At 34.9% G+C, this 20927-nt stretch carries 21 protein-coding genes; 10 read left to right on the top strand and 11 right to left on the bottom strand.

What is annotated here, in order from left to right; all coding sequences use genetic code 11:
* The first annotated feature begins 13 nt into the window (after positions 1 to 13).
* On the top strand, positions 14 to 1216 hold the full coding sequence (locus tag AC3IS6_RS15735; RefSeq protein ID WP_489160732.1) for a tetratricopeptide repeat protein: 1203 nt from the start codon (positions 14 to 16) through the stop codon (positions 1214 to 1216).
* Between the two features lie 67 nt (positions 1217 to 1283).
* Complete coding sequence (locus AC3IS6_RS15740; RefSeq protein WP_489160734.1) at positions 1284 to 2330, top strand: o-succinylbenzoate synthase; 1047 nt, start codon at positions 1284 to 1286, stop codon at positions 2328 to 2330.
* A gap of 49 nt (positions 2331 to 2379) precedes the next feature.
* Here AC3IS6_RS15740 and AC3IS6_RS15745 read toward each other — a convergent pair whose 3' ends face one another.
* Both AC3IS6_RS15745 and AC3IS6_RS15750 read right to left on the bottom strand, forming a co-directional pair.
* Positions 2380 to 2931: a hypothetical protein gene (locus tag AC3IS6_RS15745; RefSeq protein WP_489160736.1), complete on the bottom strand. Its 552-nt coding sequence runs from the start codon at positions 2929 to 2931 to the stop codon at positions 2380 to 2382.
* 19 nt (positions 2932 to 2950) lie between these two features.
* The gene (locus tag AC3IS6_RS15750; RefSeq protein ID WP_489160738.1) at positions 2951 to 3862 is read right to left on the bottom strand and encodes an OmpA family protein; all 912 of its coding nucleotides are present in this window, start codon (positions 3860 to 3862) and stop codon (positions 2951 to 2953) included.
* 200 nt (positions 3863 to 4062) lie between these two features.
* Between AC3IS6_RS15750 and AC3IS6_RS15755 the strand changes: the two genes are divergently transcribed.
* Both AC3IS6_RS15755 and AC3IS6_RS15760 read left to right on the top strand, forming a co-directional pair.
* Positions 4063 to 4536 carry a CYTH domain-containing protein gene (locus AC3IS6_RS15755; protein ID WP_489160740.1) on the top strand — a complete coding sequence of 158 codons (474 nt, stop codon included), beginning with the start codon at positions 4063 to 4065 and terminating at the stop codon, positions 4534 to 4536.
* A 5-nt stretch (positions 4537 to 4541) separates the two neighbouring features.
* Positions 4542 to 5507 carry a YpdA family putative bacillithiol disulfide reductase gene (locus AC3IS6_RS15760; RefSeq protein WP_489164924.1) on the top strand — a complete coding sequence of 322 codons (966 nt, stop codon included), beginning with the start codon at positions 4542 to 4544 and terminating at the stop codon, positions 5505 to 5507.
* Between the two features lie 177 nt (positions 5508 to 5684).
* On the opposite strand, the gene AC3IS6_RS15765 is transcribed toward AC3IS6_RS15760, so the two are convergent.
* Together AC3IS6_RS15765 and msrA are read right to left on the bottom strand one after the other, a co-directional pair.
* Positions 5685 to 7253 carry a protein adenylyltransferase SelO gene (locus AC3IS6_RS15765; protein ID WP_489160742.1) on the bottom strand — a complete coding sequence of 523 codons (1569 nt, stop codon included), beginning with the start codon at positions 7251 to 7253 and terminating at the stop codon, positions 5685 to 5687.
* Positions 7254 to 7360: 107 nt separating this feature from the next.
* Positions 7361 to 7894, bottom strand: a complete 534-nt coding sequence (gene msrA, locus AC3IS6_RS15770; protein WP_489160744.1) for a peptide-methionine (S)-S-oxide reductase MsrA — start codon at positions 7892 to 7894, stop codon at positions 7361 to 7363.
* A gap of 181 nt (positions 7895 to 8075) precedes the next feature.
* On the opposite strand from msrA, the gene AC3IS6_RS15775 reads away from it, so the two are divergent.
* Positions 8076 to 9563, top strand: a complete 1488-nt coding sequence (locus tag AC3IS6_RS15775; RefSeq protein WP_489160746.1) for an aminotransferase class V-fold PLP-dependent enzyme — start codon at positions 8076 to 8078, stop codon at positions 9561 to 9563.
* A gap of 65 nt (positions 9564 to 9628) precedes the next feature.
* On the opposite strand, the gene AC3IS6_RS15780 is transcribed toward AC3IS6_RS15775, so the two are convergent.
* From AC3IS6_RS15780 to AC3IS6_RS15805, 6 genes are all read right to left on the bottom strand, one after another.
* Positions 9629 to 11371, bottom strand: coding sequence for an APC family permease (locus AC3IS6_RS15780; protein WP_489160747.1), 1743 nt, complete (start codon positions 11369 to 11371; stop codon positions 9629 to 9631).
* A gap of 129 nt (positions 11372 to 11500) precedes the next feature.
* Positions 11501 to 11971, bottom strand: a complete 471-nt coding sequence (locus tag AC3IS6_RS15785; RefSeq protein WP_489160748.1) for a nuclear transport factor 2 family protein — start codon at positions 11969 to 11971, stop codon at positions 11501 to 11503.
* Between the two features lie 53 nt (positions 11972 to 12024).
* A complete protein-coding gene (locus tag AC3IS6_RS15790) occupies positions 12025 to 12549 on the bottom strand; it encodes a hypothetical protein (protein WP_489160750.1) in 525 nt (174 codons plus the stop codon).
* Positions 12550 to 12559: 10 nt separating this feature from the next.
* Entirely contained in the window at positions 12560 to 13036 is a 477-nt protein-coding gene (locus AC3IS6_RS15795) for a hypothetical protein (RefSeq protein ID WP_489160752.1), read from the bottom strand.
* A 6-nt stretch (positions 13037 to 13042) separates the two neighbouring features.
* On the bottom strand, positions 13043 to 13720 hold the full coding sequence (locus tag AC3IS6_RS15800; protein WP_489160754.1) for a peptidoglycan DD-metalloendopeptidase family protein: 678 nt from the start codon (positions 13718 to 13720) through the stop codon (positions 13043 to 13045).
* 4 nt (positions 13721 to 13724) lie between these two features.
* Complete coding sequence (locus AC3IS6_RS15805; RefSeq protein ID WP_489160755.1) at positions 13725 to 14390, bottom strand: spermidine synthase; 666 nt, start codon at positions 14388 to 14390, stop codon at positions 13725 to 13727.
* Between the two features lie 63 nt (positions 14391 to 14453).
* On the opposite strand from AC3IS6_RS15805, the gene AC3IS6_RS15810 reads away from it, so the two are divergent.
* Positions 14454 to 15005, top strand: a complete 552-nt coding sequence (locus tag AC3IS6_RS15810; RefSeq protein ID WP_489160756.1) for a 1-acyl-sn-glycerol-3-phosphate acyltransferase — start codon at positions 14454 to 14456, stop codon at positions 15003 to 15005.
* Positions 15006 to 15089: 84 nt separating this feature from the next.
* Here AC3IS6_RS15810 and AC3IS6_RS15815 read toward each other — a convergent pair whose 3' ends face one another.
* On the bottom strand, positions 15090 to 15551 hold the full coding sequence (locus AC3IS6_RS15815; RefSeq protein ID WP_489160757.1) for a helix-turn-helix transcriptional regulator: 462 nt from the start codon (positions 15549 to 15551) through the stop codon (positions 15090 to 15092).
* Positions 15552 to 15862: 311 nt separating this feature from the next.
* On the opposite strand from AC3IS6_RS15815, the gene AC3IS6_RS15820 reads away from it, so the two are divergent.
* The 4 genes from AC3IS6_RS15820 to AC3IS6_RS15835 all read left to right on the top strand — a co-directional run bounded on the left by AC3IS6_RS15820 (position 15863) and on the right by AC3IS6_RS15835 (position 20779).
* Positions 15863 to 17017 carry a M14 family metallopeptidase gene (locus AC3IS6_RS15820; protein WP_489160759.1) on the top strand — a complete coding sequence of 385 codons (1155 nt, stop codon included), beginning with the start codon at positions 15863 to 15865 and terminating at the stop codon, positions 17015 to 17017.
* Between the two features lie 77 nt (positions 17018 to 17094).
* Positions 17095 to 17574, top strand: a complete 480-nt coding sequence (locus tag AC3IS6_RS15825; protein WP_007805990.1) for an Lrp/AsnC family transcriptional regulator — start codon at positions 17095 to 17097, stop codon at positions 17572 to 17574.
* 90 nt (positions 17575 to 17664) lie between these two features.
* Positions 17665 to 20250, top strand: coding sequence for a phosphoenolpyruvate carboxylase (locus AC3IS6_RS15830; RefSeq protein WP_489160761.1), 2586 nt, complete (start codon positions 17665 to 17667; stop codon positions 20248 to 20250).
* 13 nt (positions 20251 to 20263) lie between these two features.
* Positions 20264 to 20779, top strand: a complete 516-nt coding sequence (locus AC3IS6_RS15835) for a DinB family protein (RefSeq protein WP_489160763.1) — start codon at positions 20264 to 20266, stop codon at positions 20777 to 20779.
* Positions 20780 to 20927 lie beyond the last annotated feature (148 nt).

Consider the following 20927-nt stretch of genomic DNA (forward strand, 5'->3'; position numbering starts at 1 on the left):
TAAATTTTTTAAAATGATTTTAAAAAAAATTGCCCTATTTCTTTTTAGCACCGCTTCCTGCAGCATTTTTGCGCAAAAAGACGGCTATTGGGACAAAGAACGTGCCACTACAAAAGAGATTATAGTTTCTGCCCGTGACAGAATTATGCTTAAAACAGAAGATTTACCTGTTGGAACCACGGAAATCGTTTACAGGATTACACTTCTGGATGAGAATCAGGAAATGGCCAACAGTTTGGTTTCGGTTTTAAAATCAATTCCCGATCCAACCGGAATTAGTCAGGGATCGGCTGGAGCGGTTTTTCTAATGTCTAAAATTTCAGGCGACGATACTTGTACCTATGCTTTGTTTACGTCAAATGAAACAGCAAAAAAGTACATTAATGACGGAAAAACGGATAAAGCCTGTTACGATCAGAAAGACCCTCTGAGTAAAGATGCTAAACGATTGTCACTCGATAAATCGTCGTGTCTGGGACAAAATGTAAATACACTTTGGTTTGGTTTTCACAGTAAAAACTGGCTTTTAAATCAAAAGATAGTTTTGGAAGTCGTGCCTTGGGTAGATAGCAAGCTGAATCGCGGATGGAATCAGGATAATAAAAATGAAATTATAAGTCTTTGTAAAACCTCTACAATGGCTCAGAAAATGGCAAATTCTGATGATTTTTGTGTTTGCATCCTTGAAAAGATCATGAAGCAGTACCGTTATACGGAATTTCAAAAGCTGTTACCGATTGAAAAGAATAAAGTGTACAAGGATTTTGGAAACAGCTGTTACAAAGACGCTGATATTTCTAAGAATGTTTACAATGATCTGAGAGCTCAGGCAGCTTCTTTAGTGAGACTTCAAAAATACAACGAAGCGATTCCAAAATTGAATACAATTATTAATGATGGAAAAGCAACTGCATTGGATTACAGTTCTATTGGATATTGTTATATTTTGACAAAACAATATGGCAAAGCCCTTAAATTCCTGAAAGAAGGAGAGAAACTGGACGATACAGAGTTGCTGGTAAAATTAAATCTGGCACATGTCTACCTGATTAACGATGATTATAGTGAAGCAAAAGCCATTTACAAAAAATACCAGTCACAAAACGTTACTGACAGTTTGAGCTGGAAGGAGAAAACAAAACAAGACTTTTTAGTTTTTCAAAAAGCAGGATTACCTTCAAAAGACTTTGAAAAAATTTTAAAACTGTATAATTAAAATTAAAAACTTTATACGTGTGCCTGTTCGTTTTGATGTGGTATCACTTATATAGTTTAAGTAAAATATGAGAGCGACCTGTCACAAATACATGCTTGAGTTTAAAAGACCTTCGGGAACTTCCAGGGGTATTATGATCGAGAAAGAAACTTGGTTTATTATTTTGGAAGAAGATGGCAAAAAAGGGATAGGAGAGTGCGGAATACTTCGCGGCCTGAGCGCTGATGACCGAGAAGATTACGAAGAAAAACTGCAATGGACGTGTCAAAATATTCATTTGGGAGAAGAGGTGCTCTGGGATGCTTTATTGGAATTTCCGTCAATACAATTTGGGATTGAAATGGCATTTTTATCTCTTAAAAGTGATAATCCTTTTGTTTTGTTTTCTTCGCAGTTTACCAATAGTTCAAAGTCAATTGCGATAAATGGTCTGGTCTGGATGGGGGAAGCTTCCTTTATGAAAGAACAAATTGAAGAGAAACTGGCGACTGGTTTTAATTGTATAAAACTTAAGATTGGAGCTATTGATTTTGAAAGAGAACTCGAATTATTAGCTTTTATCCGCAGTCATTTTTCAGTAGAACAAATTGAAATCAGAGTGGATGCAAATGGAGCTTTTGGTTTAGAAGAAGCTTTAGATAAGCTAGATCAGTTAGATAAATATCAGTTGCATAGCATTGAACAGCCCATTAAAAAAGGAAACATTGAAGCAATAGCTGATTTGTGCAAAACAACACCATTTCCAATTGCTTTGGATGAAGAATTGATTGGTGTTTTTGCGTTGGAGGAAAAAGAAAAATTACTGCAAAAAATCAAGCCACAGTATATTGTTTTGAAGCCTAGTTTTATTGGCGGTTTCAGAGGTACAAAGGAGTGGATTGATTTGGCAGATAAATATCAAATTGGTTGGTGGATTACTTCGGCATTAGAAAGTAATATTGGTCTCAACGCGATTGCACAATGGACTTTTTTGCAAAATTCAGTAATGCCTCAGGGTCTAGGAACCGGAGCGCTTTACACCAATAATTTTGATTGCCCGCTTGAAGTTTCAAAAGGGCAGTTGTGGTACAATAATACAAAGTACTGGGATTTCGATTTTTTCAGTATTGCATAAAAAAAAAACTGGCTTTACGCCAGTTTTTAAGGTTATATTGATTTTGGATTTATTCTTTTCCGCCCTGTAAGTTGTCCTGCCAGTCTTTTAATTCCTGCCATTTCCCCTGATAAGCAAGTAATGCTTGTCTCGCCCAGGTGCTTGGATTGTGAATGGAATAATTTTCGCCTCCCGCATCCAGTATGGATTGTAGCTTTTCGGTGGAAGCTTCTGATAGTTCATGCCACGTTTTGATACCTGCTGCATTGAATAGCGCTTCAATTTTTGGACCGATTCCTTCCACAACTTTTAAGTCATTTTCTTTTATTTTCTTGCCATACACGGTCGCGGCAAGTGCACTGTCAAAAAGGATTGTAGGTGCTGCTGTAGCTGCAAAAGATTGTGGTGCTGCGTTAACTTTAGCTTTTGCGGCCAGTTCAGCTTCCAGAGAAGAAATTTTTGCATTCAGATTACGCGTATTTGCTTTACAGGCATCCAGATCAGCCTGTAGGGACAATGCAAGTGAATCGTCACCTTTAGAATTCATTTTTCCCAGTAAGTAACCCAAAATTCCACAGATTAATCCCACTAGTGCTGGTATTAAGATACAAGGTATATTCATGATAGTATATTTTGATTGATTATTTAATTGTGATAACTGTTCTTCTGTTGTTTGCTTTGCCTTCAGTAGTAGTGTTTTCACCGATAGGTTCGTCAGGACCTTTTGATTCAGTGGTAATACGGTTTCCATCAACCCCTTTCTTAGACAAATAATTCTTAGAAAACTCGGCTCTTTTTTGACCCAGAGCTACGTTCGAATCGCGATTTCCAACATTATCGCTATGTCCAACAGCCAGAATAACGGCTTCTTTTACGTGTTCCATATATTTTACTAAATCAGCGACTTTTTGTTCCTCGGCAGCTGTTAGTTTATCACTGGATTTATTGGTATTGAAATGCAGGATTAAAGGATCACCATTAATTTTTTCTTTCAGAATTATCCATTCATCTGTTACCACTGGAGCAGCTTCGGGAGCATCAAATGTATATTCAGCAGGTCCCAATAGTGTATCTTTTGTCATTTTCCATTTGTCGATCACTTCACCTTTTGTATTTAGCTGAGCATCAGATACACCTTGAGATACAAAATATTTCTTGATATCATTCGCTCTTGCCAGACCCAGATTTTCCGAAGTGGTTGAATTGGTTTCATCTGAAGTTGCATAACCCGTTATCGTAATTTTTTGCTTCGGATTGGCTATCAAAAACGTTTTAAGGTTTTGAACTCCAATTGATACAGAATCACTCACAGGCAGAATCACTGCAAAACTGTTTTTAAGAAACTTGAGGTTATCATTGGTACGATAATCAATTCCTGAACCATTTAGAATAAAAGGGACAAAAGTGTCGTCCTGAGCTACAACTATCGATACTTTTTCGGTATCAACCACAGGTGTTTTCATAGTACAATTGCAGCAAAATTTCAAATACAAAAAGGTACCTAAAATAATGGTTATTGCAATGCCTAATAGATAAAGTGCTTTTTTAGACATAAGTGATGAAGTTTAGATTCTATCAAATTTAACAAAAAAATAAATACATAACCCATTAATAATTAGTTATTTTAAAGTTATTGTTCTAATTGTGAGTGCATTGTGAAAAAGAAGAGTAAAGTGTAATGATTCCTATAATTTCAATTCTCAGGCCAAATTAAATTGAGTAACTTGCATAAAAATTAAATTCAGTCATCAAAATGGTCGAAATAGAAAGAAAGTTTCTTGTAAAATCAGCTGATTTTAAAGAGCAGGCTTTTGCACAAAATAAAATTGCTCAGGGCTACTTAAGCGCTGTTCCCGAAAGAACCGTTCGTGTGCGTATTAAAGGCGAAAGAGGGTTTATTACTATAAAAGGAATCAGTCATCACGGTGGAATGTCCCGTTTTGAATGGGAAAATGAAATTCCGCTTGACGAAGCGTTGGAATTACTTAAACTATGTGAAAAAGGTAAGATTGAAAAGACACGCTATGAAATAAAATCAGGAAAACACATTTTTGAAGTAGATGAATTTTATGGAGAGAATGAAGGATTGGTGATGGCAGAAGTGGAGCTGGAGTCGGAAACTGAATTTTTTGAAAAACCGGATTGGCTGGGAGAAGAAGTAACGGATGATCCACGATACTACAATGCATATTTAAGTAAGAATCCTTTTAAAGAGTGGAAGAAGTAAAGTTTATGGAAGTATATGATTTGATTATTGTAGGGGGCGGTCCAATTGGTCTGGCCTGTGCAATCGAGGCTCAGAAAAAAGGTTTGCGTTATCTGATTATTGAAAAAGGTGCCCTTGTGAATAGTATTTTCAATTACCCTTTGTACATGACTTTTTTTTCAACTGCCGAAAGACTTGAAATTGGAGATATTCCGTTTAGTTGTCTGGCGCCAAAGCCCGGCCGTCAGGAAGCATTGGAATACTACAGGAACATTCATCGGTACTTTAATTTTTCAATTCAATTGTTTGAAAGGGTGACTCAAGTAGATAAACAGGCAGACACCTCTTTTAAAATCACAACCGATAAAACGGTTTATGAGGCTAAGAATGTTGTGATTGCAACCGGTTTTTATGATATCCCGATTGAAATGAATGTAAAAGGAGAAGAGCTTTCAAAAGTGCGTCATTATTATAAAGAAGCGCACGAATACGCTTTCAGAAATGTGCTGGTTGTAGGAGCAAATAACTCGTCGGTAGATGCAGCTTTGGAATGTTGGCGAAAAGGAGCTAATGTGACAATGGTTATTCGTAAAAATGAAATTAACAGTAGGGTCAAATACTGGGCGAAGCCCGATATTGAAAACAGAATTTCGGAAGGCAGTATTAAGGCTTATTTTGGATCCAATATAACTGAAATTCGTGAAAATGAAGTGGAAATAGAAACGCCTGCAGGAAAAATTACTATAGAAAATGATTTTGTACTTGCGTTAACCGGATACAAGCCAGATTTAGCTTTTCTGGAAAAAATGGGGATACAATTATCAGAAGATGAATTAAGAACTCCAACATACAACCCGGAAACTATGGAAACGAATGTAGAGGGGTTGTTTTTGGCTGGTGTAATTTGCGGAGGCATGCACACACACAAATGGTTTATCGAGAACTCCCGTGTTCATGCTAATATGATTGTAGATTATATTGCTTCAAAATAAATTTATAGCCACGAATTCACGAATTTTATTTTTTAGGAACTTAAGAAAGTAAAATTCGTGAATTCGTGGCTAAAAAAAAGTTAAGAACTATAGGAAAGTCTGAACAGCCGATCTACGTGTTTATTTTTTCACAGGTCGCTCGTAAAATAAATTCGTGAATTCGTGGCTAAAAAAAAATTAAGAGCTACAGGAAAGCATTGAACAGCCTACTTTAGATCTTGCCCAATCCGGGCGTTTGGCGAACCATTTCTCGTATTCCGGTTGTTCTTCATAGGGTTTCTGCAAAAGAGTGTAAAGCTCATTTATTAGCGAATTATCCTCTTTGTCAGCTGCATCAATCGCTAATTGCGACATATAGTTTCGCAATACGTACTTCGGATTTATAGTATTCATTTTTTCAGAACGCTCTTTATCAGAAAGTAATTCTGTTTGAAGTCTTTCAAGATAAACTGTAAACCAGTTTTGCCATGATTCTAAAATAGTACCTGAAATTTGTTCCGGAATATAAAACGCATCCTGAATTTTTTGCATCGCTTTTTCAACAGTATCTGATTTTTGAATGTTGCTTAAATTTCGAAAAAAGATAGTCATATCCGTTTCAGATAATTGCAAAATGCTTTCTAAATCAGTGATTTTCTGAGTGTCAGTTTCAGTTAAAGTGAACAGTCCTAATTTACTTAAAAACATTGTTTTATAATCGGAATCAAAATCAATTATAAACGATTCCAGTATTTTTTCTAAAGGTTCAGCTTCATTGATTAAAGGATAAATTGCATTGGCCAATTGGTACAAATTCCATTGTGCAATCTGTGGTTGATTTCCAAAACGATACCTTCTATATTGGCTGTCGGTTGTATTGGGAGTCCAGTTTGGATCATAGTTTTCGAGCCAGCCGTAAGGACCATAATCAATTGTGATTCCGTGAATCGACATATTATCGGTATTCATCACGCCGTGTACAAAACCTACACGTTGCCAATGAAGAATCATTTCTCGAGTTGTATCGGCTACGGTTTTAAAGAATTGTAAATACTGTTCTTTAGGTTCTCCTTTAATTTCAGGGAAATAATACTTGATGTTATACTCAACAAATTGTTTTAAATTTTGCAGCTCATTTCGGGCTGTCAGCATTTCAAAACTACCAAAACGAATGAATGAAGGGGCAACACGACAAACAATTGCTCCTTTTTCGTAGGCTGAATTTCCATTGTATAAAATATCACGTAAAACTTGATCTCCGGATGTTATAAGGGAAAGAGATCGGGTAGTGGGAACCCTTAAATGATGCATGGCTTCGGCACACAGGTACTCTCTCACAGACGAACGCAGAACCGCAAGACCATCAGCGGTTCGTGAATAGGGCGTTTTTCCTGCGCCTTTTAACTGTAATGTAAAAGATTCGCCATTGTGTTCGACTTCCGTTAAATTAATAGCACGACCGTCACCCAATTGTCCGGCCCAGTTTCCAAACTGATGTCCCGCATAACACATTGCGTACGGACGGGTCTCCGTAAGAATTTCTTTTCCCGAAAAGGCATTCAGAAAGGCCTCAGACGAAATTTCATTTGCCGGAATTCCAACCGATCCTGCTACTTCAACTGAAGCATGAATAAGTTTAGGGTTTGATGGTTTTGTTGGATTTACATAGGAGAAAAGCGCATTAGCCACCTGACGAGTCTCATTGATTTCATTGAGATCTGCGGGTAGCTCTGCTGTAAATCTGTTATTTATTTTTAAATTTTTCATTGGGATTGTTTTTTCTACAGCAACTTAAAAATAGTTTGAATTCTTTCTGTTTTATCAGCGCAAGAATAATTGTAATTCTTAGTTTAAGCTGGGGCAAAAATATTTGTTTAATCAATTAGTCTGTCAGCGTACATTTTTTTTAGTTTATGTACTTTAGGATCAATTACGATTTGACAGTAACGCGCTTCTTGATTGTTGTTATAATAATTTTGATGATCTTCTTCGGCTTCGTAAAAAACTTCAAAAGGAACGAGCTGTGTTACAATAGGATCTTCGTAGAAAGCTTTTACTTCCTCAAAAACCTGTTCTGCCACTGCTTTTTGTTCATTATCGTGATATAAAACGATCGATCGGTATTGTGTTCCACTATCCGCGCCCTGACGATTTAAAGTTGTAGGATCGTGGCTTGTCATGAATATAAAAATTAAATCGTGGTATGAAATTATGTCAGGATTAAAAGTTACTTGTATGACTTCTGCATGACCGGTTCTGCCAGTACAAACTTCACGATAGGGTGGGTTTTTAATAAAACCTCCTGAATACCCTGATTTTAAGGATTCTATTCCCTTTAAACGCTGAATTACAGCTTCAATACACCAAAAACATCCTCCACCAAAAGTGGCAACTGATAAATTTCCCATAAAATAGTATTGTTTAAAATTTTAATGCCTATTAATCCGATAGAATATTGTGATAAATTATTAGTAAAAAGATAATTTAAATAAAGAAACTAAACAGTTATTTATCTTTTGAAGTTTACAATTGATAAATTCGCAATTCTATAAAAAAGCAATATATTTGCAATCAAACTCAGGCACACTAATGAACAGCAAAAATAGTACCATCACTTTAGAAACCTATTTTCAGGATTTTAGAAAGAATATTGTAGGAATTAATCAGGAATTTACGTCTCCTTACGGCAAAAAACAGATTATTTATACCGATTGGACTGCCAGCGGAAGGTTATACCGACCTATTGAAGAGAAAATTCTCAATGAATTCGGGCCTTTTGTTGCCAATACGCATACTGAAACTACCGTGTCAGGTACTGCCATGACAAAAGCCTATCATCATGCCAGATCGATCATCAAACGTCATACAAATGCCAGTAACGACGATGTATTGATCACAGATGGTACCGGAATGACGGGTGTTGTTAATAAATTTCAACGTATTTTAGGTTTAAAAATCCCTGAGAATTTAAAAGATTGTACGGTTGTTCCTGCTGAAAAACGTCCTGTTGTTTTTATTTCTCATATGGAACATCATTCCAATCAAACGTCGTGGTTAGAAACGATTGCCGATGTTGAAATTATTCCATCTTGTGAAAAAGGACTTTTTTGCCTGGATAATTTAGAGCAATTGCTAGAGAAATATCATGACAGAACGATCAAAATTGCTTCTATTACATCCTGTTCGAATGTTACTGGTTTAAAAACACCGTTTCATGAGGCCGCAAAATTAATGCACAAACACAATGGAGTTTGTTTTGTTGATTTTGCCTGTTCAGGTCCTTACGTAGAAATTGATATGCATCCCGTAGATCCGGAAGCGTACCTGGATGCTATTTTCTTTTCACCGCACAAATTTTTAGGAGGCCCTGGAACTTCTGGCGTTTTAATTTTTAATAAAAAGTTATACAATAATATGATTCCGGATTGTCCAGGAGGAGGAACAGTTAGCTGGACCAATCCGTGGGGCGAACATAAATATATAGATAACATTGAGGATCGTGAAGATGGTGGTACTCCGGGTTTTCTTCAGGTTATTAAAACCGCATTGGCCATTGAATTAAAAGAGGAAATGGGAATCGAAAACATTCTGCAACGCGAGCATGAGATTGTAGACTATGTTTTTAATGAATTAGATACCGTTTCCAATATTAAAATCCTGGCAGGACAGCATAAAAACCGTTTGGGGGTGGTTTCCTTTTTTATCGAAAATCTTCATTTTAATTTAGGAGTGAAATTACTGAACGATAAATTCGGAATTCAAACCAGAGGTGGATGCAGTTGTGCCGGAACTTACGGCCACTTTTTATTGCACGTAGATCAGGAAACTTCCAATAAACTGGTAAATGAAATTACTATTGGCGATTTAATCAAAAAACCGGGATGGATTAGAATGTCAATTCACCCAACCACTACTGATAAAGAAATTGCTTATGTTTGCGAAAGCATCAAAGATTTAGCTAAAAACCATACAGAATGGGCTTTGGACTATTCTTATAACAAAAACACCAATGAGTTTGTTCACAAGGATGCTACTTCGTTTGAAGACGAGTTGGTAGCCGGCTGGTTCAAATCGTAAAAGTTATAATCGTAACAACTACTAACCCGACAGATTTTTAAAGTCTGTCGGGTTAGTTTTTTTAACTACATGATCAAGCGAACTCCGCCCAGATCTGAAATTCGGTAAGAGAATTTGTTTCCAGGTGAACCAATGAACATAAAGTTTTTAGGGATATTCCATTTTATAGAAAGCTCATCGATAATTTCGGGGCCAAAAACTCCTTGTATTTCAAGATACTCTATGTCAATATCATCGTAGGCACGATCTAAAACCTCCAGGTCTTTGATTAGTTCTTCGTTATTGGACGGACCATTTTTGACGTATACGATTTTAAGTTTTTTGGTCGTTTCGTTGTTTTCAACATATTGTAATACTTTATTCAGGATTGCAATATCGTCTCCTTTGGTAAAAAAGACAAATTCCTGCGAGTTGATCTGTACACTCATTTTTTGTAAATACCGATTACTGATGATCACCATTCGTCGTAAGGGCTGGTAAAAATACTCCAGAGCTTCGATTAGAAGTCTTATTAGAATGACACGATTTAACATTATGCCAATGAAGAGCAGGGAGGGAACCATGTATTTTAAAAAGGTATAGAAAGCATTGATGTTGAGTTCCATGTTTCCGATGAAAGCTGCAATGATAAAAGAAACAGCAACGACTACTGAGATGCCTCGTGCGCGTTCTGGTCGGGGTAGTTTTCGACGTTTGAATTTGAGTAGTAAATTCCCAATTCCAAATAAGGCCATTACCGCCAGAAAAGAGAACGTATAAACTCCTGCTAAAGACTCTAGATGTCCATTTGTAGCAAAAAGTACCGAAATGCACAGCACCAAGAAGCTAATCACGATGCGGTAGTGAGATCCTCGCTTGTTTTGTTTCAGAAAATAGTTGGGTAGAATTCGGTCTAAGGTCATTCGGTTTAACAAACCTGAAACTCCCACGAAGGAAGTTAATACTGCTCCGCATAAAACTAAAACGGCGTCAATAGAAATAAGCCATGCGAGCCATGACCCTCCTGTGGTTTGTCCCAAATGGGCCAATAGTGATTCTTTATTTGCACCAACTTCGGTCAACGGTATAATGCTAATTAATAAAATGGCGATTACCGGATTGAAAAAACTAACAATGGCCCACATATTACGTAACGTCTTCGGGAAAACTCCCGCTTGCTGTTCTTCTACAAAGTTGGCGGAACTCTCAAAACCCGAGATCCCAAGCATAGCAGCTGAGAAACCCAAAAACAAAGCAGTTTTAATGTTTCCATAAGCGATGGGAGTCTGCCAGTTGATGTGAAAAGTTTCTAAACCGTTATTCAGGATAAACCAAAGCGAAGCCAGTACAAGTAGGCTTAAAGTGGCTAAATGGGTGATAAAGATAATTACGGCTACAAAAGCTGATTCTCCAATTCCTAATATGGCGAGCCCTGTAAAAAGAATTAAGACAACGATGGTTGCAAGCGTTACATTTAGACTTTCAAAAATCCCGTGCAAATAGTGCATGCCTTCTGAAGCCGAAATCACGGCTGTTGCCATATAAGACAAAACAGTTAAGGTAGCAGCCAAAGAGGCCAAACGTTTGGTAGAAGTATTGAGCAGAACGTTGTATGCCCCTCCGTTTAGTGGAATTGCGCCTACAACTTCTCCGTAAATTTTTCGGAATAAGAATAAAACGACTGCAACAATTAAAAGAGAAATCCAGGCATACTGTCCGGCATATAAAATGGTAAGAGCTGAAACATATAAACAGGAGGAACTAATGTCATTTCCGCAAATTGCTGTTGCCTGTAATTGATTTAATTTTTTGTGTACAATTTCTTTCATAGAGATTCAAGATTTACAACACGATTAACCAAAAGAAAGTAACAGACAAGCAAAAGAAGCGGATAGTTGAATAGGAACTAAAAGAATATTTTAGTTAATGTGCATATTTGAATTTTCAATTTAAGAAAATTATCTGGATTCTTGAAACTTTTTTAGGGATAACAGCGCCTGTTCCTGAATTTTGCTTTGAAAAAATCCCGTCCATCCCATTAAATATCCTGTAAAACCAAAAGCCTGTTTCGACCATTTCCATACATCAAAACTGTCTGTGTGTTTGATGATTAGTCCGTCCTGAAAAGCAAATTCAGCAGAAATCCTATTGATCACTTTTCTATTGGTTTTACTGAAATTATAAGTTGCAATCCATTTTGCAGTACCTGAAAAATCATCTGCTTTAATTGCTGAAAATTCAATTTTGATGTTGCCTTTACTTTTTAAAATCAGCATTTCCCACATTTTAGAAACCTGATCTTCTTTTAGTAAACCAAAGGCAGGATCAATAAAATGAATCTTAGGATGGTAACATTCGCTCATTGTTTTAGCATCGGCATTGGCAAAAGCGGTATAGAATTTTGTAATTAAGACTTCATTCGGATTCATGGAGAATAATGTTTAGATTGTAAAAATAAGATTTATTAGGTTAAAATAAATACTTATAAAGTACTAATTGCTGCTGCAGTGTCAAATGTCTTTTTAGATTTATCAAATGCTGTTGAGAAGTACGCCATTCTGTTCAGAGCCGTAAAATATCCGGTTTGATCTCCAAATGCTGTGGTGTTGCCTTTGATAATAAATCGGATGGCTTTAATATCTGTTTTTTTTAGCTTATTCATTTCAGCAGGAGTGAAATAGTAATAAGATGTAGTTTTTCCGTCAAGGCTTTCTTTGATATTTTTATCCACACAGGCAATTACGTCTCCGTTTACTAAATCAACATATACGCCTCCTGAGATTTGGGTTTTGTCGTTAGAAATTCCTATGCTTAGTTTTAAAATCCCTCCTTTATCTGTTTTGGCAATTTGAACCTCTGTTTCTCCTGTAAAAACATACTTTTCACAAATAAAAGTATAGGCAGTTGTTGCAGGAAATGGTTTCGAACCCTTTACAATTATGGTTTGCTGTGCGCTTACGAAACCGGAAATTAACAGTAATATTAAAAGAGGAAGTTTTAAATTCATAGGTTTTACTTTATTGTTCTGTTATTTTTGAATCAAATTTTTCGTCCCAATCCATTGACTTTATGGCTGAAATCAAATTGTCTTCGTTTACAAAAACGCGCAATTCTTTGTTGGCCACTTTTTTGGTATACTGCGCATGGTATCGATAAATAACCTCGTGTTTGGTTTTGTAAACACCATCAAGTTTTAAATCGATGAAATTTCCGTAGTACTGTCTAAATCTTTGACAGGTTTTGGTTAAACGCTCTTCGGTCGTATTTTCCATAACCGACTTGGTAACTTCCGTTTCATTAAAAGGTTTGAATTTTGAGGAATTACAGGTTTCTAAGACCCTTTTTCCTAACTCATACGCTTTTCTCTGCTGATTGGAATTTATTTCGGCAGCAGTGACTTTTTTAATTTTTAAATCTTCAGTATCTCTATTGATCGTTTTCGATTTACATCCAATTAATAATAACAAACATATAATCAATCCTGCTTTCTTCATAACTATTTAAGTAATTTTTAATAATAAGTTGGGGTCTGGACAGTTTTCGATGTAAAAATTCAGGTCGTTTGTATTGCAGACGCCAGGGTAATCGCCGGAATACGTTTCGATGTTTCGTATAATCTGAAAGTGTACATGTGGAGCGTAATCTCCATTAACAGAGGAATTTCCTAAAGATCCAATTTTTTGACCTTTATGAAAAAAAGCCCCAACACTAAGGTTTTCTATACTTTCTAACGATAAATGTCCGTATAAAGTATAAAATTTTTCATTTTCTATCCGATGCTCTAAAATTATGGTTGGACCATAATCGCCCAGACCTATATTGTTTTTAAAGCTGTGTACTTTTCCGTCAAGTGGTGCAAGTACCGCTGTATTTACTTTGGTCCATAAATCCAGTCCAATATGGATGTTGCGTTCCGGGATATTGCTATTTTTAAAAATTGTACTGCGTTGGTAGATTGTTCGTCCCTCGATATAGCCACCATAAGCTACTTCGGCATCATTTTTCTCCAAGTAAGTTGCAATAAAATCTTCAAATTCTTTGGTGTTGGTAGGTTTGAACTCGGCAAGTTCCTGATTGGTTACAGACAAATCTAAAGGAATGTATTTTGAAATGTCAATGGTGGAATCAATTACTTTAGTAGGAGGTAAGGCTTTTAAAATAGAGGCAAGAGGTTTCATAAGTTTAAACTACTTTTTCGATAATTATTAATTCGTTGTGGACTTCTACTCGTGGGAGCATTTTTGAAGTAAACAGTTTGGGGTTAATTTCAGAAATGTATTTTCGATTTCGAACATTGTGCGCCTCGTCTAAAATCATGGTATTAAACAAAACAAATCCGTGACTTTGTAACAGTGAACAAATGCGTTCACTAAAAAAGCTTTCGAAAAGAAAATTGGGCATTTTAATGTCTTCAAAAATATCAATAATAATTAGATTATATTTATTTTTTGTTTTTAAAACAAATTCAAAAGCGTCATCAATTATAACTTCCAGTTGTTTGATCTGGTCAAGATTAAAATATTCGTTTGCGATTTTAATGATGTCCGGGTCAATTTCTACACCGGTAATTTTGCCTTGGTACTGAATTTCATCTACCAGTGTTTTAATAACGCTTCCGCCGGCAACGCCTAGTAGTAATATGTGATCCATTTTAAGAATGGCATCATAGCCAATATTTCGAAGTCCGTATCTTAATATACGCTGCAAACTTCCGTAGGAGTAATTGGTGTTTTCGGAATCAAGGACCAACTCTCCGTTAGCCCAGGTAACTTCAATGATTTTGCTTCTTTGTGATTTTTTTTTGAATATTTTTATAGGAACAATATAACTGAACAATTTTTGGATCATTTTAAATGCTTTTACTCAAAAATACCACTTTAAATCTTTTATTTTGCAGTAAAAAATAAATTAATGAAAAAGCGATTGTACAAATTCATCTTTTTTAAGCTAATGGGCTGGAAAATTGTGGGAATTGAAAATGCTGAAGTAAAAAAATGCGTGATGATGGTTATGCCTCATACAAGCAATCATGATTTTTATTTGGGAATTTTTACACGCGGAATTTCCGGTTTAGAAATGAACTGGGTAGGAAAGAAAGAATTATTTCATTTTCCTTTTGGATATTATTTCAGAAGTGTGGGAGGAGAACCTATAGACCGAACTGGAGGATTGAATAAAGTTGAGTCGATCGCAGCAATTTTTGAAAGAAAAGAGGTTTTTCGGTTAGCGGTAGCAGCTGAAGGAACTCGCAAAGGAGTAAAAGAATTAAAAAGCGGTTTTTATTACATCGCTCTTAAAGCAAATGTGCCAATTGTGCCGGTAGCTTTTGACTGGGGTAAAAAAGAAGTCAATTTAGGGAAACCATTCTCTCCAACTGGAAACTATGAGGCCGATTTGAATGTTTTAAAGAAACACTATGATGGAGTCTTGGGGAAAATTCCGGAAAACGGATTTCAGTTGTAGTTTTTTGCTTTTGGCCCGGTTGTCCAGGAATCGCTTAAATGAAAAATAATTTTAATAATTTTCAAATACGCGAAAATTTCAAATTTAAGGAACGTAAGTCTTAAAGGTTCCATTTTTATAAAAAACTACTATTTTTTCAATTTCATTTTCTACAGGATTTAAACTTTTATTTTTAATTTCTGTAGAAGATGTATTTTTGGAACTTTCATTTTGTGGTACAGAACTTCCTGAAATAAAATTTTCATCTGATGAAATAGGAGTAACGGGTTTTGAAAATTCAGAGAGCGATTCGTTTTTTTTCGGATCAGTAGTGTCTTCTGTTTTTGGAAAACTTCCTTTACCATTTAAAATCCAGTACAAATCAATATCGGGAAAAACCTCCAGAATTTTTAGTATAAAATCCAAACTGGGTTTGTTTCTGCCGGAAAGCAGGTGAGACATACTGGAGCGTTGAACCCCAATTCTATCTGCAAAAGAAGAAGCGTTTAAAGCATAATAATCCAATATAATTTCAAGTCGTTTTACAAAATCATCGATGTTTACCATTGTAAATTACTGTTTAGAAATTCGCTGTTTACAAATGTAATCAAAAGTATTCTGTAAAAAAAATTACAGTTGTAAATCGTAAATTTTAATTTAAAAATTTGTATTTAGTACTTTAAGTAAATTGTCTTAACTTGCTGAAATAAATTAATTTGTGTTTGTGTATTTCGAGTGATAACAAATATTGATCAATTAAGTTTAAAGGTGTTCATATTTCTATGAAAAACTGTTTACAATTCTAAATTCAATTGTTTACAAAACGTTTACAATTGTAAAAATAAAGATGTTTACTTTTGTGAATTAATCAAAACACGATGAATTTAGAAGAATTATTTAACCAGCACAAAGAGCAAACAATAGAAGGGCGTTATCTGACTTTGGATCATATTCAGCCTTTATTAGATAAATTAAACACAGATAATCAGGTAACAATTATTGGTCAATCGGTCTTAGGAGAACCGATCTATAGTTATCAAATCGGAACCGGAGCAACACGTATTTATCTATGGTCTCAAATGCATGGGAATGAAAGCACGACTACAAAAGCGCTTTTTGATTTTATAAATGTATTAAATAGTGGTTCTGAATTTGCACAGAAGATGCTCAAAACATTTACCTTTTATACTATTCCGATATTGAATCCTGACGGAGCAAGGCTTTATACGCGTGAGAATGCTAATAAAGTAGATTTAAATCGTGATTCTCAAAATTTAACTCAACCGGAAAGTAACGTTTTAAGAACGGTATTTGAAGCTTTTAAACCGCATTTTTGTTTTAATCTTCACGATCAGCGCACCATTTTTGGAGCAGGCTCAACCGGAAAACCGGCTACACTTTCCTTTTTGGCACCTTCATATAATGAGGAAAGAGAAGTGAATGAAAATAGGTTAAAGGCAATTAATGTCATTGCCGGAATCAATGATGTTTTGCAAAAATACATTCCAGGGCAGGTGGGGCGTTTTGATGACTCGTTTAATATCAACTGTATAGGAGATACATTTCAGTCATTAGAAGTTCCTACTATTTTATTTGAGGCAGGTCATTATCCTAATGATTACGAACGCGAAATTACTCGAAAGTTTTTATTCTTCTCGCTTGTTTCGAGTTTTGAGTTGATTAGCGAAAACGATTTAGTTGATAACAGAATTAATGATTATTTGAATATTTCACAAAATAAAGTGGTTTTTTATGATTTTATGTGGAAAAATATCAAAATAAATTATGATGGTATCGAAATTATTACGAATTTTGTCGCACAATACAAAGAAGAATTGATTGAAAATAAGATTCATTTTAATGCCTATATAGTTGAAGTAGGTGATTTGGAAAATTATTTTGGACATTACGAATACGATGCAAAAGGCGCAAGTTATTCTGATGACTTTGGTACTTTTCCGAAATTGAATCAAAAAGTAGATTTTTATTTAGATAAAAATGTTAAATTTGTTAACGGATTGATAAAAAGTTAATTTTTATGTGAATTTGTTGTTTTTTATATATATTTTTATACTTTGTAATAGCAATTAGTAATATTAATTAAAGAATTATGAGTAAATTTCGTTTAGATGAAGTAGATCACCAGATTTTAGATATGTTAATAGACAATACGAGAGTTCCGTTTACTGACATTGCTAAAAAACTATTGATATCTGCTGGTACAGTGCATGTTAGAGTAAAAAAGATGGAGGACGCAGGGATAATAATGGGATCTTCATTGGCCTTAGATTACGATAAGTTAGGGTATTCATTTATTGCTTATGTAGGTGTCTTCCTTAACAATACGTCTCAAACAAAATTTGTATTAGAGCGAATCAATCAAATTCCGTTCGTAACAGTAGCTTCTGTAACGACAGGAAAATTCAATATTTTTTGCAAAATCAGAGCAAAAGATACTAAACATGCAAAAGAAGTAATTTTCATGATCGATGATATCGAAGGTGTTTACAGAACTGAAACAATGATTTCATTAGAAGAAAGTATAAACGATAAGAAGCGTTTGATGCATACTATTTTTAAAAATATGTAATATTTTCTTGAATGCTATATTAAAATATAACCTCAAGTTTATTCTTGGGGTTTTTTTATGACCAATTAACCAACCAACTATAAATAGATTATGTACACGTTACCAAAAATTGAACGTTTTAATCAAGATGTTCTTTCAAAATACCACATTTATAATAGTGTTTTTATAACATTACCCTTTGATTCGATTGATAATACAGGTGTTTTACTTCCTTTATTTACAGAGACTTGTGAAACGGGATTTAAGAAACAGGAAACGCCTAAGGAAATTGTTAATTTTTTCTCTAATAGATACCTGAATGATGCTTCTGAAAAAGATAAAATCGATCTTATGTTTCGATTTATTCAGTATATTGAGCGTCAGATTGTATTGTTTGATGCTATCGAGGATGCTGCTTTTCCGGAGGTTAATAATATGGAAGGACGTGGTTCATTACGGGATATTAAAGAAAAATCAGATGCAAAGGAAAAGAATGATGAGTTGATTGAGTTTTTGGAAAGCTTTAATGTCAGAACGGTTTTAACAGCGCATCCAACACAGTTTTATCCGGGACCGGTTTTAGGAATTATTAATGATTTAACAGAGGCTATTCGTTTAAACGATTTGTTGAAAATCAAGCAATTGTTAGCGCAGTTAGGAAAAACTCCTTTTATTCAGAACGAAAAGCCAAATCCTTATGATGAAGCTGTGAGTTTGATCTGGTATTTGGAAAATGTTTTCTACGCAACTTCCGGTGAAATTGTACATTATCTGCAAAAAAATATCCTTCAGGGAAATGCGATTCAGAATCAATTGATCAAGTTGGGTTTCTGGCCAGGAGGGGATCGTGACGGAAATCCCTTTGTTACTACCGAGATTACTTTAAAAGTAGCAGAGCGTTTACGTACATCAATTTTGAAGTGTTACTATGTTGAGATGAGGAATTTGAAACGTAAGTTAACATTCTCAGGTGTAGATACTTTAGTGTCTGAACTTGAACATAAACTTTATCGTTCTGTGTTTTATTCTAAAGGGGAAATTTACATTACTTTAGAAGAGTTATTGACGCAATTAAATAAAATCAGAACTATTATTATTGAGAAACACCAGTCTCTTTATTTAGATGAACTAGAAGCTTTTTTAGTAAAAATTAACTTGTTTGGTTTTCACTTTGCAACTTTAGATATTCGTCAGAATAGTAAAATTCACAATGCAGTATTTAAGGATGTTGTAAATTATTATTTGAATTCAGGCTCAGAGATATTTCCGCAAAATTACTTTGATTTATCTGAAGAAGAGAAATTAGGAGTTTTATCAAAGGTAAAAGGAGATTTGAATCCTGCTGACTTTGAAGATGAAATTACAAGATCTACTTTAGAATCTGTTCAGGCTATTAAGACAATTCAGCAAGGAAATGGTGAGTTTGGTGCGAATCGTTATATTATTAGTAATAACGAAAGCGCGCTGAATGTTATGGAAACTTTCGCAATGATCCGTTTGAACAATTGGGAAAACCCGACGGTTGATATTATTCCGCTTTTTGAATCGGTTGATGATTTGCAGAATGCACATCAAATTATGGAGCAGCTGTACAATAATCCGGAGTATTCTAAACACCTTGAGGCCAGAGGGAATAAGCAAACCATTATGTTAGGTTTCTCTGATGGAACCAAGGATGGTGGTTATTTAATGGCGAACTGGAGTATTTATCAGGCAAAAATTTCACTGACGGAAATTTCAAGACAATATGGTATACAAGTGATTTTCTTTGATGGCCGCGGCGGGCCTCCTGCTCGTGGTGGTGGAAAAACACATAAGTTTTATGCGTCTTTAGGTCCGAAAATTGAGAATAACGAAATTCAGATTACAGTTCAGGGACAAACGATCAGTTCTAATTTTGGAACTTTAGATTCCTGTCGTTATAACATTGAGAATTTGCTGAGTGCTGGGGTTACCAATCAGGTTTTTAGCAAAGAGAAAAATGAGCTGAGTGTAGAGGAGACTAAAATTCTAACACAATTGGCAGATCTGGGATATGAAAAATACCTGAGTTTTAAAAATCATCCTAAGTTTATTCCGTATTTGGAGAAAATGAGTACGTTAAAATATTACTCAAAAACCAATATTGGAAGCCGCCCATCTAAAAGAAGTAAATCGGAATCATTAGATTTTGCCGACTTAAGAGCAATTCCTTTTGTGGGTTCCTGGAGTCAGTTGAAGCAAAATGTACCAGGGTTCTTTGGAGTGGGATCAGCTTTAAAATATTTTGAAGAAAGCGGACAATGGGATAAAGTTCATGACCTCTATCACGATTCATTATTTTTCAAAACCCTATTGGAAAATAGTATGATGTCATTGGCGAAATCCTTTTTACCTTTGACGGCTTATATGAAAAATGACCCTGAATTTGGAGAATTCTGGCAGATTATTTACGATGAATTTTCAGAAACCAAACGTCTTTTGTTAAAAATTGCAGGACATAAAACACTGATGGAAAATTATCCTGATGGTATAGCATCAATTCAGATAAGAGAGCGTATTGTATTGCCATTGTTGACAATACAACAATATGCTTTGCTAAGAATTAATGAACTGAATAAAGAAAGTATTGTAGATGAAGAGCTGATTAAAGTATATGAAAAAATTGTAACAAGATCTCTTTTTGGAAATACTAATGCCAGTAGAAACTCAGCTTAAAAATTATATAAAAATGAACGGAGCCCTATTAACAGAAAACGAGTACTCAGGCGGATATGCCAATTATATTAAAGCAGCCGGAAATGTAAATTTATTTGAAGAATTGGAAATTTCTTTGCACGAGTTTATAAAATTTGTGCAAAATATTCCAATGGATAAATTTGATTATCGCTACGCAGAAGGAAAATGGACAATAAAAGACATTATTCAGCATATTATGGATTGTGAACGAATTTTTGCTTATCGTGCTTTGCGATTTTCAAGAAATGATTTGACCCCTTTACCGAGTTTTGAGGAAGATGATTATGCCAACAGTACTGATTCAAATAGCAGAAGTATTCAGAGTTTGTTGACGGAATTGTCTGCATTGAGACATTCCAATTTGTTCTTTTTTAAGAGTTTATCTGAAGATCAACTTAAAAGAATCGGCACAGCTTCAAATATTCAAATTTCTGTTCGTGCTTTGGGGTTTGTTATTATTGGTCATCAAAAACACCATCAGAAAATTTTTGAAGAAAGATATTTGTAGTATTTTTTTAGCATAACAAAAATCCTGTGGAATTGAATTTCACAGGATTTTTTTTGTTTTTTAGTTAAGTTTTTTTTTCTCTTCGTGATGGAGGGTTCGGAAAATAAATTTTTATCGCTACGAATTCACGAATTTTTGTTTTGTTTGT

Source organism: Flavobacterium sp. KH_035 (genome assembly GCF_057839565.1).

Coding starts and splice junctions, on each gene's coding strand:
- AC3IS6_RS15780 (WP_489160747.1), bottom strand. CDS start 11,371: ATGAAAGAAATTGTACACAAAAAATTAAATCAATTACAGGCAACAGCA.
- AC3IS6_RS15825 (WP_007805990.1), top strand. CDS start 17,095: ATGAGTAAATTTCGTTTAGATGAAGTAGATCACCAGATTTTAGATATG.
- AC3IS6_RS15740 (WP_489160734.1), top strand. CDS start 1,284: ATGAGAGCGACCTGTCACAAATACATGCTTGAGTTTAAAAGACCTTCG.
- AC3IS6_RS15750 (WP_489160738.1), bottom strand. CDS start 3,862: ATGTCTAAAAAAGCACTTTATCTATTAGGCATTGCAATAACCATTATT.
- AC3IS6_RS15800 (WP_489160754.1), bottom strand. CDS start 13,720: ATGAAACCTCTTGCCTCTATTTTAAAAGCCTTACCTCCTACTAAAGTA.
- AC3IS6_RS15765 (WP_489160742.1), bottom strand. CDS start 7,253: ATGAAAAATTTAAAAATAAATAACAGATTTACAGCAGAGCTACCCGCA.
- AC3IS6_RS15745 (WP_489160736.1), bottom strand. CDS start 2,931: ATGAATATACCTTGTATCTTAATACCAGCACTAGTGGGATTAATCTGT.
- AC3IS6_RS15760 (WP_489164924.1), top strand. CDS start 4,542: ATGGAAGTATATGATTTGATTATTGTAGGGGGCGGTCCAATTGGTCTG.
- AC3IS6_RS15810 (WP_489160756.1), top strand. CDS start 14,454: ATGAAAAAGCGATTGTACAAATTCATCTTTTTTAAGCTAATGGGCTGG.
- AC3IS6_RS15835 (WP_489160763.1), top strand. CDS start 20,264: ATGAACGGAGCCCTATTAACAGAAAACGAGTACTCAGGCGGATATGCC.
- AC3IS6_RS15830 (WP_489160761.1), top strand. CDS start 17,665: ATGTACACGTTACCAAAAATTGAACGTTTTAATCAAGATGTTCTTTCA.
- AC3IS6_RS15735 (WP_489160732.1), top strand. CDS start 14: ATGATTTTAAAAAAAATTGCCCTATTTCTTTTTAGCACCGCTTCCTGC.
- msrA (WP_489160744.1), bottom strand. CDS start 7,894: ATGGGAAATTTATCAGTTGCCACTTTTGGTGGAGGATGTTTTTGGTGT.
- AC3IS6_RS15790 (WP_489160750.1), bottom strand. CDS start 12,549: ATGAATTTAAAACTTCCTCTTTTAATATTACTGTTAATTTCCGGTTTC.
- AC3IS6_RS15820 (WP_489160759.1), top strand. CDS start 15,863: ATGAATTTAGAAGAATTATTTAACCAGCACAAAGAGCAAACAATAGAA.
- AC3IS6_RS15805 (WP_489160755.1), bottom strand. CDS start 14,390: ATGATCCAAAAATTGTTCAGTTATATTGTTCCTATAAAAATATTCAAA.
- AC3IS6_RS15815 (WP_489160757.1), bottom strand. CDS start 15,551: ATGGTAAACATCGATGATTTTGTAAAACGACTTGAAATTATATTGGAT.
- AC3IS6_RS15775 (WP_489160746.1), top strand. CDS start 8,076: ATGAACAGCAAAAATAGTACCATCACTTTAGAAACCTATTTTCAGGAT.
- AC3IS6_RS15785 (WP_489160748.1), bottom strand. CDS start 11,971: ATGAATCCGAATGAAGTCTTAATTACAAAATTCTATACCGCTTTTGCC.
- AC3IS6_RS15795 (WP_489160752.1), bottom strand. CDS start 13,036: ATGAAGAAAGCAGGATTGATTATATGTTTGTTATTATTAATTGGATGT.
- AC3IS6_RS15755 (WP_489160740.1), top strand. CDS start 4,063: ATGGTCGAAATAGAAAGAAAGTTTCTTGTAAAATCAGCTGATTTTAAA.